The sequence below is a fragment of the Variovorax sp. GW823-FHT02B07 genome, assembly GCF_058797695.1.
Map to the genome: position 1 here is coordinate 251698 of NZ_JBXAJX010000001.1, position 13129 is coordinate 264826.

At 67.0% G+C, this 13129-nt stretch carries 13 protein-coding genes; 9 read left to right on the top strand and 4 right to left on the bottom strand.

Annotation, left to right across the window (positions count from 1 at the left end; genetic code table 11):
• Positions 1-71: 71 nt before the first annotated feature.
• From flgK to AC1RGU_RS01305, 4 genes are all read left to right on the top strand, one after another.
• On the top strand, positions 72-2024 hold the full coding sequence (gene flgK, locus AC1RGU_RS01290) for a flagellar hook-associated protein FlgK (RefSeq protein WP_492694197.1): 1953 nt from the start codon (positions 72-74) through the stop codon (positions 2022-2024).
• A gap of 35 nt (positions 2025-2059) precedes the next feature.
• Positions 2060-3271, top strand: a complete 1212-nt coding sequence (flgL, locus tag AC1RGU_RS01295; protein WP_492694199.1) for a flagellar hook-associated protein FlgL — start codon at positions 2060-2062, stop codon at positions 3269-3271.
• A gap of 148 nt (positions 3272-3419) precedes the next feature.
• Positions 3420-4043, top strand: a complete 624-nt coding sequence (locus tag AC1RGU_RS01300) for a pentapeptide repeat-containing protein (RefSeq protein ID WP_492694201.1) — start codon at positions 3420-3422, stop codon at positions 4041-4043.
• Between the two features lie 184 nt (positions 4044-4227).
• Positions 4228-5286, top strand: coding sequence for a hypothetical protein (locus AC1RGU_RS01305; RefSeq protein WP_492694203.1), 1059 nt, complete (start codon positions 4228-4230; stop codon positions 5284-5286).
• Between the two features lie 23 nt (positions 5287-5309).
• On the opposite strand, the gene kdsA is transcribed toward AC1RGU_RS01305, so the two are convergent.
• Positions 5310-6161: a 3-deoxy-8-phosphooctulonate synthase gene (gene kdsA, locus AC1RGU_RS01310; protein WP_492694205.1), complete on the bottom strand. Its 852-nt coding sequence runs from the start codon at positions 6159-6161 to the stop codon at positions 5310-5312.
• Positions 6162-6264: 103 nt separating this feature from the next.
• Between kdsA and AC1RGU_RS01315 the strand changes: the two genes are divergently transcribed.
• Complete coding sequence (locus AC1RGU_RS01315; protein WP_492694207.1) at positions 6265-6801, top strand: GNAT family N-acetyltransferase; 537 nt, start codon at positions 6265-6267, stop codon at positions 6799-6801.
• A gap of 65 nt (positions 6802-6866) precedes the next feature.
• The gene (locus tag AC1RGU_RS01320) at positions 6867-7469 is read left to right on the top strand and encodes an SMI1/KNR4 family protein (RefSeq protein WP_492694209.1); all 603 of its coding nucleotides are present in this window, start codon (positions 6867-6869) and stop codon (positions 7467-7469) included.
• 10 nt (positions 7470-7479) lie between these two features.
• On the opposite strand, the gene AC1RGU_RS01325 is transcribed toward AC1RGU_RS01320, so the two are convergent.
• A complete protein-coding gene (locus tag AC1RGU_RS01325) occupies positions 7480-8337 on the bottom strand; it encodes a LysR family transcriptional regulator (RefSeq protein ID WP_492694211.1) in 858 nt (285 codons plus the stop codon).
• Positions 8338-8420: 83 nt separating this feature from the next.
• Here AC1RGU_RS01325 and AC1RGU_RS01330 point away from each other — a divergent pair, with 83 nt between their 5' ends.
• The gene (locus AC1RGU_RS01330; RefSeq protein ID WP_492685877.1) at positions 8421-8798 is read left to right on the top strand and encodes a tautomerase family protein; all 378 of its coding nucleotides are present in this window, start codon (positions 8421-8423) and stop codon (positions 8796-8798) included.
• Between the two features lie 133 nt (positions 8799-8931).
• On the opposite strand, the gene AC1RGU_RS01335 is transcribed toward AC1RGU_RS01330, so the two are convergent.
• On the bottom strand, positions 8932-10116 hold the full coding sequence (locus AC1RGU_RS01335; protein ID WP_492694213.1) for an alpha/beta fold hydrolase: 1185 nt from the start codon (positions 10114-10116) through the stop codon (positions 8932-8934).
• Positions 10117-10353: 237 nt separating this feature from the next.
• On the opposite strand from AC1RGU_RS01335, the gene AC1RGU_RS01340 reads away from it, so the two are divergent.
• Complete coding sequence (locus tag AC1RGU_RS01340; RefSeq protein WP_492694215.1) at positions 10354-11409, top strand: sensor histidine kinase; 1056 nt, start codon at positions 10354-10356, stop codon at positions 11407-11409.
• Entirely contained in the window at positions 11406-12200 is a 795-nt protein-coding gene (locus AC1RGU_RS01345; RefSeq protein ID WP_492694217.1) for a LytR/AlgR family response regulator transcription factor, read from the top strand. Before AC1RGU_RS01340 ends, AC1RGU_RS01345 begins: the two co-directional genes overlap by 4 nt.
• 33 nt (positions 12201-12233) lie before the next feature.
• Here the strand turns inward: AC1RGU_RS01345 and AC1RGU_RS01350 are convergent, their stop codons facing one another.
• Positions 12234-13115, bottom strand: coding sequence for a hypothetical protein (locus AC1RGU_RS01350; RefSeq protein ID WP_492694219.1), 882 nt, complete (start codon positions 13113-13115; stop codon positions 12234-12236).
• Between the last annotated feature and the right edge of the window lie 14 nt (positions 13116-13129).

Genomic DNA, 13129 nt, shown 5'->3' on the forward strand with positions numbered 1-13129 from the left:
ACCATGGGGAGGCATCGCGTGATGCCGCTCCCCCACACCCCTTTGACAGGTAAAGCCTTATGTCCGGAAGCATGTTCTACACAGGTCTGAGCGGCCTCGCGGTCGCCCGCACCGCGCTGATGACCACGGCCCACAACACCGCCAACGTGTACACGGCCGGCTACAGCCGCCAGATCGCGCAGATCGCCACGGCCGGCGGCATTGCCAGCGGCTCGGGCTTCATCGGCTCGGGCGCCAACGTGACGACCGTGTCGCGCAGCTACGACCGCTACCTCACGGCGCAGCTGGCCAGCGCGCAGTCGCAGTCGGCCGCGCTGGCCACCAACGGCGTGCAGGTCAACCGCATCGACCAGCTGCTGGCCGACAAGACCTCGGGCATCGCGCCGCTGATGCAGAGCTTCTTCACCAGCGTGCAGGGCGTGGCCAACACGCCGGCCGACCCGGCGGCGCGCCAGCAGATGATCAGCGCGGCGCAGTCGCTGGCCAGCAAGTTCCGCGCGACCGACCAGTACCTGTCGGACCTGAACACCTCGGTCAACGAGCAGATCGTGGGCAGTGTGAGCCAGATCAACACCTACGCCGCCAAGATCGCCAGCCTGAACCAGCAGATCAGCCAGATGAGCGCGGTGGCCGGCGGCCAGGCGCCGAACGACCTGCTCGACCAGCGCGACCAGCTCGTGAGCGAGCTGAGCCAGGTGGTCGACGTGCGCGTGCTGCAGCAGGACGACGGCAAGTACAACGTGTTCATCGCCACCGGCCAGTCGCTGGTGGTGGGCGACCATGCCTCCAAGATGGCGGCGGTGACGTCGTCGGCCGACCCCACGCGCCAGGTGGTGGCCTTGTCGGGCTTTGCCGGCAACACCGTCGAGCTCGACGACAGCGCCTTCACCGGCGGCGTGCTCGGCGGCCTCATGGCCTTCCGCAAGGACACGCTGATCCCCACGCAGAACGCCATCGGCCGGCTCGCCATGTCGGTGGCCGACGCGGTGAACGCGCAGCACAAGCTGGGCGTGGACCTGAACGGCGCGCTGGGCCAGAACTTCTTCTCGCAGGCCGTGCCGGGCACCATCGCCAATGCTGGCAACGCCGGCAACCTCGAGCTCGGCGCCACGCTGACCGATGCGTCCAAGCTCACCACGAGCGACTACAACGTGAGCGTCACCGACGTCGGAGGCACGCTCACCTACACGGTCACGCGGCTGTCGGACAAGACGCCGATGGGCAGCTTCACCACCTTCCCGATCAGCTTCGACGGCGTGAGCCTCACGGCCGCGAGCGGCACGGCGCAGGCCGGCGATTCGTTCCTGGTGCAGCCCACGCGCACCGGCGCGCGCGACCTCGAGGTGCTGGTGCGCGACCCGGCCAAGGTGGCCGCCGCCTCGCCCGTGATCACCGGCAACACCGCGGGCAACAAGGGCAGCGGCGCGCTGGGCGCGGCCAGCGTCGATGCGGCCTACCCGGGCTCGCCGCTGGCCGGCAACGTCACGCTGAGCTTCAACGCGGGCACCGGCACGCTGTCGGGCTTTCCGGCCGGCTCGGCCGTGACCGTCACGCTGGCCAACGGCACCGCCACCAGCTACCCGGCCGGCACGCCCGTGCCGTACACGGCCGGCGCGAAGATGAGCTTCGACGGCATCACCGTGGCCATGACGGGCGCGCCCGCGCAGGGCGACACCTTCACCATCGGCAAGAACACCGGCGGTGTCTCCGACGGCGGCAATGCGCTGCTGCTGGGCGCGCTGCAGCGCAAGACCACGATGTCGAACGGCACCGCGACCTTCAACGGCGCCTACTCGCAGCTGGTGAGCGACGTCGGCAACCGCGCCATGTCGATCAAGGTGGCCGCCGTCACGCAGGACAGCGTGACCGGCCAGATCAAGGCCAGCCAGCGCGCGATTTCCGGCGTGGTGCAGGACGAGGAAACCGGCAACCTGCTGATGTTCCAGCAGATGTACCAGGCCAACGCCAAGGTGATCCAGACGGCCTCGGCCATGTTCGACGCCATCCTCGGCATCCGCAGCTGACCCTTCTACCTCTTGCACAGATTCCAGGACCCGCGATGCGCATCAGCACCCAATCCTTCTACGAACAGAGCCTGCAGTCGATGGGCCTGCAGCAGCAGAAGCTGTTCAAGGTCCAGCAGCAGCTGGCGACCAACTCCAAGTTCCTGACGGCCGGCGACGACCCGGTGGGCGCGGCGCGCGCGCTCGGCGTGAGCCAGACGCTGGCGGAGGGCGCCCAGTTCACCACCAGCCGCCAGCGCGCGGCGCTGGCGCTGTCGACCGAAGAGAACGCACTCGACTCGGTGACGGCCATCTTGCAGCACGTGAAGACGCTGGTCGTGCAGGCCGGCGGCGGCGGCCTGTCGGACGCCGATCGCGGCTCGCTTGCCACAGCCATCCAGAGCAGCCTGGAGCAGCTCGTGGGCGTGGCCAACAGCGACAACGGCAGCGGCCAGTACCTGTTCGCCGGCTACAAGAGCGGCAGCCCGCCCTTCGTGATGGCTGCCGGCGGCGGTGTGCAGTACGTGGGCGACCAGGGCGAGCGGCTGATGCAGATCGACGTGGCGCGCCAGATGTCGACCTCGGACGACGGCCGCAGCATCTTCCAGTCGGTGCAGGGCGGTGCGGGCTATGTGACCTCGGGCTCACCTGCCAACACCGGCTCGGGCGTGTTCGGCGCGGTGAGCATCACCGACGCCACCGCACCGAACTACGGCAAGGATTTCACCATCCGCTTCACCGGCACCGACTACACGGTGATGACCAAGGACACGCCGCCCGTGGTGGCCGCGAGCGGCCCGTTCACCGCCGGCACCCCGATCTCGTTCGGCGGCGTGCAGATCGCCATCAGCGGCACGCCGGCCAACGGCGACAGCTTCGACGTGTCGACCGCACAGAACGCCGGCACCGACATCTTCGCGGCCCTGGGCGAACTGGTGACGGCGTTGCGCGCACCGCTGAACGGCGGCGGCGCGGCGGCCCAGGCGCAGTTGCGCAACGCCTTGAGCACCGCCAACGTGAAGGTCACGAACGCACACGACAACGTGCTCACGGTGCTGTCGTCGGTGGGCTCGCGCCAGGTCGAGCTGCAGGCGCTCGACAGTGCCGGTGCCATGAACAAGCTGCAGGAAGAAAGCTACCTGTCGTCGATCGAGGACCTCGATCCGTACACGGCGATTTCCGAGTTCTATCAGCGGCAGTCGTCGCTGCAGGCGACGCAGATGACGTTTGCCAAGTTGAACAGCATCTCGCTTTTCAACTACCTGTGAGTGTGGGGTGGCCAGCGGCTGCGTGCTGGCCACTGGAGGGGAAAAGCCGATCGTCGCGATGGACGCGGGCAGAATGCGTCGACTGGCTGCCGCCGGTCGTCCGCCTGGCAGCCGCGCACCACCCCCACCTTCCTCGGAGAATCGATCCATGGCCGAACGTGCATATGGGGCACCGGCACCTGCGACCCGGACCACGCTGGCTGGAGAGCGCTGGTACGGGAAGGACATCGACCGACAAACCTACACCGCCGTCCTGTTCAGCGATCTGGACATGACGGAGGCCAGGAACACCGGCTCGGTGTTCACCGACTGCACGTTCCGGAGCGCGCGCTTCAATGCGTCGGTCCACACGGAGGCGGCTTTCGTCAATTGCACGTTTGTCGCCTGCAAGTTCTTCGACGCCAGCTTCATCGATTGCAAGTTCATCGGCAGCATGTTCGATGGCTGCATGTTCGAGGTGATGAAAGCGGTCGGCGGCGACTGGTCGTTTGCCGGCCTCCCGGGGGCCGACTTGCGCAAGGCGTCGTTCAACGGCACACGGATGCGCGAGGTCGACCTCACGGGCGCACGATGCGACGGCGGCGTGCTTCGCGATGTCGATCTGTCGGGGGCCTGGCTGCACAGCGCCAACCTCTCGCGCTGCGACCTGCGCGGCAGCGACCTGAGCGCACTCGAACCGCACAACGTGCAGCTCCAAGGCGCAGTCATCACCGCCGTGCAAGCGTTGACCATCGCCGAGGCGCTGGGAATGGACGTCAGGCCGGAGGAATAGAAACGAGACAGCGCGGGTGCGATGAACACGACGCAGGGAGCAAGCTAGCTGCCGTTGGCGCGTGATTGCTTCTCCACTTGCGTTTTGCGAGGCGGGCCACCGCTTCCCGTGGCCTCCCACAAAAGTGGTATTTCGTTTGCGAATCGTCCGGCTAGATTCAGGCGCCATCCTGGAGGAGAAAAGCATGCCGATCGTTCGCACCCTGGCCCTGAGCGTCTTCCTGCTGGGCACGGCCTTGCCCGCCCTGGCTGCGAACGACGGCACCGACAGCCATTGCGTCATCGGCAAGGACAGCACGCTTTTCAACCAGTGCAACTACAGCGTCGACGTCGGCTTCTGCGTCGAGAACCCGCGGCAGACCAAGCACTTCTTCGACAGCTCCGAGGCCTTCCAGTGCCCCAACGGCGGACTCAGCACATTGGGCCCCGGCAAGAAGGAGGGCAACCTCCTGCACGGCACCGTGCACTGGTGGGCCTGCTCGACCAAGCACCGGGGCACGGGCCGCTGGCGGTACGTGGAAGGGCGGGGCTACAGGGGGTACTGCTTCTCCGAGAAGGAGGCGAAGGCAGGAAATACAGCGCCCTCGCAGCGAACGCGCGCCTCATCTGAAGAATGCAAGGCGCTGCAGCAACGCGCCACGCAGGCCTCGGGCCCCGGCGCGGACCGCATCCACAACTACACGATGATCGAGTACCTTGATCGCAGCTGCGGCAACCTGACGCCCGAAGATCGCGCGGCCACGCGCAAGGTCTATCAGCAGGAGTACGTGCGGCTCGTCTCCGAATGCAGGCATTCGGGCGCAAGGAACTGCGACTCGGCCGCCATGCCGAACGAGGCCGCGGCACCGGAACGTCCGACGGTTCAGGCGGGCAGCGTCCCCGCGGCGAGAGCATCCGCGCGCAGCGAACCCTCCGTGGACATGCTGATGTCGCGCTGCTCGGACGCCCTGCGGACCGCCATCGACACCTTCTATCAATCGGAGGTGGAGGCCGACCGCTACTACCGCCGCACGCACACCGGGTCGCGCGAGCGCGTGCAGGGCTGGATGACGGAAAAAGCCAGGGTCGAATACGCCGCAGGCGCGCTGGCCGTTCCGCCCCAGTCGCTGGCCGAGTACCACGCCGGAGCGCTGCAGGAGGCGGCGAGCCGGACCCGGCCGATGGGCAATGGCCTGCACGATCCCCATCGCGAACAGGCGCTGCTGCGGGCCTGCTACATGAAGGCCCGGCTCGACAGCCGCTAGAGGCCCGTGCGGGCGCGTCCTGTTCAGGCGCGGATGTGCAAGGGCGCGAACGACTTCACCAGGTCGTCCAACGCCTTCAGCTGCGTGAGGAAGGGCTCCAGCTGGTCCAGCGGCAAAGCGCTGGGGCCGTCGCACTTGGCCTGTGCCGGGTCGGGATGCGCTTCGAGAAAGAGGCCCGCCAGGCCCACTGCCAGGCCCGCACGCGCCAGCTCGGCCACCTGCTCGCGCCGCCCGCCGGAGGCGATGGCGTTGGCCTCGCGCTGCTGCAGCGCATGGGTCACGTCGAAGATGACCGGCAGGTCCCCGGTGACCTTCTTCATGGTGCCGAAGCCGAGCATGTCCACCACCAGGTTGTCGTAGCCGAAGCAGGTGCCGCGGTCGCACAGGATGACGGAAGAATTCCCCGCCTCTTTGAGCTTCTCGACGATGTTGAGCACCTGCGTCGGGCTCAGGAACTGGGGCTTCTTGACGTTGATGACCTTGCCGGTTTGGGCGAGCGCGACGACCAGGTCGGTCTGGCGCGCGAGAAACGCGGGCAGCTGCAGGACGTCCACCACTTCGGCGACGGGTTTCGCCTGCCAGGGCTCGTGCACGTCGGTGAGAACGGGCACGCCGAACGCCGCCTTGACGGCCTCGAAGATCTTCAGGCCCTCTTCCAGGCCGGGGCCCCGGTAGGAGTGGATGGACGAGCGATTGGCCTTGTCGAAACTCGCCTTGAAGACATAGGGAATGCCGAGCTTCTGCGTGACCCGGACGTATTCTTCCGCGGCACGCAGGGCCATGTCTTTCGACTCGAGGACGTTCACGCCGCCGAACAGGACAAAGCCCTTGCTGTTGCTGACGTGGATGGCGGGGGTGATGGTGACGGTGGTCAAGGCGAGCTCCTCTGAAGTGTCTGTTGCCCGCATTCTCGCGGTTCGGCTTCTGGCCCAGAATGGCCCCCTGGCCACGCAAGCGACGTTGAATCCGAACCCCGCCATGCAACCTCAGCTCCGAACCCCCCGTCTCGTCCTGCGCCCCTTCGATCCCGACGACGCCGATGACGTGCAACGCATCGCAGGCGATGTGCGCGTCGCCGAGCCGACCGCGCACGTGCCTCACCCCTATCCGGATGGCGTGGCCAGCGAATGGATCGCCTCGCACGCTCCCGCCTTCCGCGCGGGAACCGACGTCATCTATGCCGTGACCAGCGCCGACACGGGCGAGCTGCTGGGCGCGGTGCAGCTGGCCCACATGTCCGCACTGCATCGCCGCGCCGAGCTGGGCTACTGGGTCGCCTTCGCGCATTGGTCGAGCGGCATCTGCTCCGAAGCGGTCGGCGCCGTGATCCGCTACGCACACAGCGAGCTCGGCATCAGCCGCATCGTCTGCAGCTGCCTGCCGCGCAACACCGGCTCCGAGCGCGTCATGCAGAAGGCCGGGTTCCTCCCGGAGGGGCGCCTGGTGAAGCACGTGAACCACCGGGGCGTCTTCGAGGACATGCTGATCTACGGCCTGAACCTGCCTGCCCGATAGGGGCGGCGCACGAAAGCGACGCGGGGCCGGTGCGCCGTGATCCGCGTTAGGCTGCAGCGAACGCCATGAAAGTACTTTTCCCCAATCCCTTTGGCCGCGCACCGGCATCGGCGCAGGCGGTCGACGCGCTGCAGCGCCGCCTCGGTTTCTCGAACGCCTACGCCACCTTCCTGCGAATCCAGAACGGCTTCTCGCTGTACGAGATGGAACAGGCCGGCGACATCGCGGCCTATGTGCGGCCAGACGGCACGGCGAGCAGCGCGTCGCACGCCAACTTTCGGGTGCTCAACAGCTTCGGCGCCTCGGACCCGCACTGCGACCTGGAGACGTTGCAGGCCGAGAGCCTGCTGGCCGACTGGTTTCTGGACATCGGCAGCGACCCGGCGGGCAACCCGTTCGTGGAGGTGCTGCACGGCCGGCACAAGGGCCGGATCGCCAGCCTCGACCACGACCTCTTTGCAGGCAAGCTGGACACGCAGGAGTTCCTGGCCGACATGGAACTGGCCCACCTCCCATCGCTCAGCCTGGACGCGCAGGCCGATGCGCTGTGCGACGAGGCGCAGGGCCTGGTGTGGTTCCACGCCAGGGACATGCAATCCTTCCTGGACCATTGCATCCACTGCGACGACGATTTCTGGGGCTTCGTGGTGGACGAACGCACGCCCTGACGCAGTCGGATCAGTTTCTTGCCACGCTCCTGAACGCCGCAGACAGGGCGTCCACGGCCTCGCGCGCCCGAGCCTCTCGGACCCGGGAGTGCAGCAGGACCGGCAGGCGCGGCAGGTCGGGCAGGCCCAGCTTGGGCCCTACGTCGACGCAGCCCAGGGGCAACATGCGCGGCGCCAACGCCGCGACGCCCAGTCCGGCCATCACCGCCGCCGCCACGGCCGCGACGCCGCCCCCCACAAACACCTCGGTCCACGGGATGCCGGCCGTGTCCAGGAGCTGCTCCGCCAGCGCGCGCACGCCGCAGGGCTGCGCCATCGTGGCCAGCGGCAGCGGCTCACCCGCGCGGTGCTGCCAGCCCGCGGCAGCGAACCAGCCGAAGCGCTCCTGCGTCAGAAGCTTCCCGTCCGTGCGTCCCGCGTGCAGTCGGACGATGACCGTGTCGAGTTCGCGCCGGTCGTAGCTCTGGAGCAGATCGCCCGACGAGCCGATCCGGATATCGATCAGCAGCTGCGCGTCTTGCGCGTTCATGCGGGCGATCAGCGCGGGCAACTCCGGGCCTGCCACGTGATCGCTGATGCCGATGGTCAGCCGCTGGCGGGCGCTCGCAAAGGCCGCCAGCGTGCGATCGTGGACCGCCAGGAGTTCCCGGGCATGTCCGAGGAAGGCGGCACCGCGCGCCGACAGTTCCACGTGCCGGGGTGTGCGCTCCAGAAGCCGGCAACCCAGCCTGTCTTCCAGGCGCTTCAGTTTCAGGCTGATCCCTGCCTGCGTGGTCTGCATGACTTCTGCCGCGCGCGTGAAGCTGCCCAGCTCGGTGATGCGAACGAAGGCCTGAACGGCATCGAGATCCAGCGGGCGATCAGTCATGACAAAAGATTGTTATTGAGATAAGTATCAATAGCAAATCTGAATACATAACATCCGCTGTTCCACCATGACCCGGAGCAGCGATGCCCACCATTCACATCTCGATGCGCGCGGGAAAGCCAGAGGCCTACCGGCAGGCGATCTTCGACAGCCTCTATCGCGCCCTGCGCGACACGTTGAACGTGCCGCAAGACGATCAGTTCATGACGATCACCGAGCACGAGGCCGCCAACTTCCGATATGGAGGCGCCTTCGGCGTCGCGCGCAGCGACGATCTCCTGTACATCCAGATCACCGTTTTCAACACGCGCACCGCGCAGCAGAAGAAGGCGCTGTTCCAGCGCATCGCGCAGCTGCTGGCCGAGAGTCCAGGGATACGTCCGGAGGACGTCTTTGTGACCATTGCCGATGCACCCAAGGAGAACTGGTCCGTCGGGCATGGGCTGGCGCAATTTGCCTGAGGAATGGCTCCTTCAGCCTCCAAAAGAAAGCCTGCATCCATCGCGCGATCCCAGAACTGGTGGACGGAACTTGAAAGAGGCCGGCTTCCTCTTCCCGACCGGACGCTTGCTGACAACGCCACAGACCGCGCGCCTACTTCGCCAGGAGCGACGCAATCGCCGGCCCGGCCAGGCCGATGGTGGCACCCAGTGCATCGGCGTGGCCATTGGGACTGTTCATCTCGACATACTCTGCCGGCGTGCCTTGCGCCTTGAGGATCTCCACGGCGCGTTTGGACAGGAGCGGCGGAAAGATCTGGTCCGAGCTGATGCCCACGAACAGCGACCTGGCCTTGATGCGTTCTGGTTTGGCGCTGGGCAACTGCAAGGCCTTCAGCGTGTACAGCCAGCTGTTGGCGTCCATGCCCTTGGCACGCGCTTCGCCGATCTTCTCGAGGGTGGCATCGACCGCAAACTGGTTCGCGGTCGCTTCTCCGGGGTTCTTGCCCGGGTCGGCCCACTTCTGGCCGAAGGCCTTGTCGGCCCAGGCGAAGCTGAGCGCGTCGAGCGTGACGAGACGCATGGCCTGCGTCATGCCTGCCAGCGGCTCGGCCTTGCCGTGGTAGTCGCCGTGGGCCCAGTTCGGGTCCAGCCGCACGGCCGCGCCCCACGAGCTCATCTTGGCGATGGCGTAGGCCGGGCTGTCGACGCCAGGCCCCACGATGGACACCAGGCGTTGCACGCGCTCCGGGTAGGCCGAGGCCCATTCCACCGACATCCAGGCGCCGGCCGACGCGCCAGCCACGGCGTAGAGGGTTCGAATGCCCAACGCATCGAGCAGGGCCTTCTGCACTTCCACCGTGTCCCGCGCCGCCAGCACCGGGAAGCGCGGGCCATACGGCTTGCCGGTGGCGGCGTCGATGCTGGCCGGGCCGGTGCTGACGACGATGGCCGATGCGCGATTGGGGTTGGCCAACGCGTCGGTCGCGATGACGAAGAACCGATCGGTGTCGATCGGCAGGCCGGCGCCGATGATCGTGTCCCAGTAACCCGGCGCGGCGTCGCTCGCCGCATACCGGCCGGCGGCGTGCGAGGTGCCGGTGATGAAGTGATTGATGAGGATCACGTTGTCTCGCGCCGCATTCAGGCGGCCATAGGTTTCATAGCCGATGCGCACGCCCTTGATGACCTGGCCGTTCACGGTCGTGTAGGTGGGCAGGTTGAACACCTGCTTTTCCACGATGCCGTCGAAGGCCTGTGCGTTCGTCGTGACGAGGGCCGCACAGACGGCGGCCGCGGCGCAAAGCAGCGTGTTCGAAAGAGAAGAAGATCGTTGCATGGGGACTTCCGGGTGGTGAGGTCCGCACTGTCGGCGGCCGCTGCCAGGCGCGCATCCGGTTTGGCGCCCAAACGTCCAACCGAGGGTGCCAACGGTCGTGAGGCGGCATCGAGCGGTCGCCGTTCGGTCCCCTCAAACGACGGCTCGAGGACAAACTCGCCCCACCGGCCCTCGATCGGTGGCGGCATGGCGTGCCAACCTCTACAGTGGCGCGATGCATTCAGCCGACTTCCGCCCGTGATCCGCGTTGATTCACCGATTCCCGCCCCCTGGCTGGGCGCCGTGCGGCTGACGGCCGGCGCGTTCCTGCTGTGTGCGATCGCGGCCGGGCTGCTCTTCTGGGCCGCTCCTGCACTCGAAACGCCGGCGCGCCTGTTCGTCTTCGTCGAATGTGTCGGCATGGTGTTCATCGCGTGCGTCGCGGTGCTGGGCCGCTTTGGACGACTGCGGCGAATGCAGGCGCTGCCCCGTTGGCTTCTGACCGGCGCGATCGCCATCCCGACGGGGTACTTCGGGGGGCACCTGGTCGCGCTCCTGATCCTGGGCGAACCGATCGGCCGCGTCGTGGGTCATGACAGCGACTACATGGTGGCGTTCGCCTTCGGCCTGGTGCTGGCCATGTTCGTCCTCTACGTCGCTGCGACGCGTGACCAGCTTGCCAAGGAGGCGGTCGCCCGATCCGACGCCCAGCGCCTCGCCACCGAATCGGAATTGCGGCTGCTGCGCGCGCAACTCGAGCCCCACATGCTATTCAACACGCTGGCGACTCTGCGCTCGCTCGTCGACGAGGACCCGCGACAGGCCGAGCGCATGATCGACCAGCTGATCGTCTACCTGCGCAGCACGCATGCAGCGTCACGCGACGAGGTGACGACGCTGCAGTCGGAGTTCGCCCAGCTGAGGGCGTACCTCGACATCATGTCCTTGCGCATGGGGCCCAGGCTGGCCTATCGGCTCGACTTGCCCGCCGAGCTGGAGCGGATCGCCATCCCGCCGATGCTGTTGCAGCCGCTGGTCGAGAACGCCATCAGGCACGGCCTGGAGCCGAAGTTGGGCGCAGGGGGCGTCGAAGTGCTGGCACGTTCGATCGAGGGCGGCATCGAGGTCGCTGTGGACGATTCCGGTCTGGGCTTGTCGCCGCACCCGCCCGCTTCGGGTAGCGACGAGGTCTGCGGGGCCGGACTGAAGAATGTGCGTGATCGCCTGCAGACCCGCTATGGCTTGCGTGCGTCCCTGTCTCTGCAAGCGCGATCGCCGTGCGGCGTGCGCGCGGTCGTGAGGATTCCATCGTGAACGCGTGGCGCGGCGTGATTGCCGAAGATGAACCGGTGCTGTCGCGAACACTGCAGCGCTTGTTGCACGAAGCCTGGCCCGAGCTGGAGATCGTGGGCGTTGCCGACGATGGCCTGAAGGCGATCGAACTGGCACAGACCCTGGCGCCCGATGTGATGTTCCTGGACATCAAGATGCCGGGCAAGACAGGCCTGGAAGTCGCCGAGGCCGTCGCCGACGAGTGGCCCGACGACCGGGCCGAACCGCTCTTCGTCTTCATCACCGCGTACGACAACTTTGCGATCTCGGCGTTCGAGCATGCGGCGATGGACTACATGCTCAAGCCGGCGACGCTCGAACGCCTGCAGGTCTGCGTGCAACGCCTGAAGCAAAGGTTGCACGAGCGCGCGCGGACACCGGCTGCCGGTGGCATGGCGGCCCTGATGGAGCGCGTGCAGTCGATCACCGATCCGGCGGACGCACCCGAAAAGATCAAGGTCATCCGCGCCGGCGTCGGCAACACCGTGCGGATGATTCCGGTCTCGGAGGTGATCTGCCTGGAAGCCGCCGAGAAGTACGTCAATGTCGTCACGGCCCAGGGCGAGGCGCTGGTGCGCATGAGCCTGCGCGATCTGGTGTCGCGGATCGACGCCACCGACTTCACGCAGGTGCATCGCGGCGTGCTCGTCAACACCCACTGCGTCGTGAGCGCCACCCGCGACGAGAACGGGCGCTACAGCCTGTCGGTGCGGGGCCTGGCGCGATCGCTCAAGGTCAGCCGGGCGTTCGGGCACCTGTTCCGCGCGATGTAGCGGGAGCAGGCTTATTGATGGCCAGGGCCGGGGTCATCGTCTCGGGGCGCGCAGCCTCGCAATGCCGAAGCCCAATGCCACTGCGACGCACAAGAAGGCCAGCACGGCCAGCCAGGTGGATTGGGTGAAGTAATAGGCGCCCAAGGCCGCACCCGCCGCCACGAAGGCGCCCAGCCATTCCAGGGCGGGGTCGAGCCAGCTCTTGGCAGCGTGCGCCTTGGGTTCCGCGAACGCGCGATCGTGTTCGTCGATCTGCTGTGTTGTTGTCGGCGGTCTGCGGGCCTTCCGTTGTCGCGGGTCGGGGAAGTGTTCTCGCAACGCCGGCGTGGGCCAGGCGCCATCGCTGGATGACGCGAGGCCGCTCAATGTCCAGACCGGGTCCGCATCGTGCCTCGCAAGATCCGATATCAGGCTTTCGAGCGCCTTGCTGTCGTGGAGACCGTCGATGTCCCCAAGATCGGCGCGCAGCCATGGCTCGGCATCGGCCGCATCTGGCAGGCCGGAAGTGCGCAGCAGGAGGTAGTCCCCGAAGTGCTGCGCAATCAGTGCTTCAAAGGACGCGTAGATCGGGCGGTAGCGTTCTCCGACGGCGCCGAGGATCGCTTCACGCCGCTCCGTCAGCCGCGCAACCGCAGCGGCCTTGTCAATGACGAGGTAGGGGTAGGTCGCGTCGGCGCCGAAATCCTCGATGCATTCCTCGCGGTCGACGGCCGAGGCTTCGTCGTCCATGTCGTATTCGTCGATGAAGCGCGCGTACCGGATGTCGCTGGGGCTGAAAAGTGCCCGCCAGAACAGCGGGAAGAACGCGTTGGCCTCCAGCTCCGTGCCATGGCCGAAGAAACTGCGCCATTCGTTGCGGCTGCCTTCCGGCATCCGGGGCAGGGAGGAGCTGGACAGATAAATGGGGTGTGACATGCGCGACCTTCCGT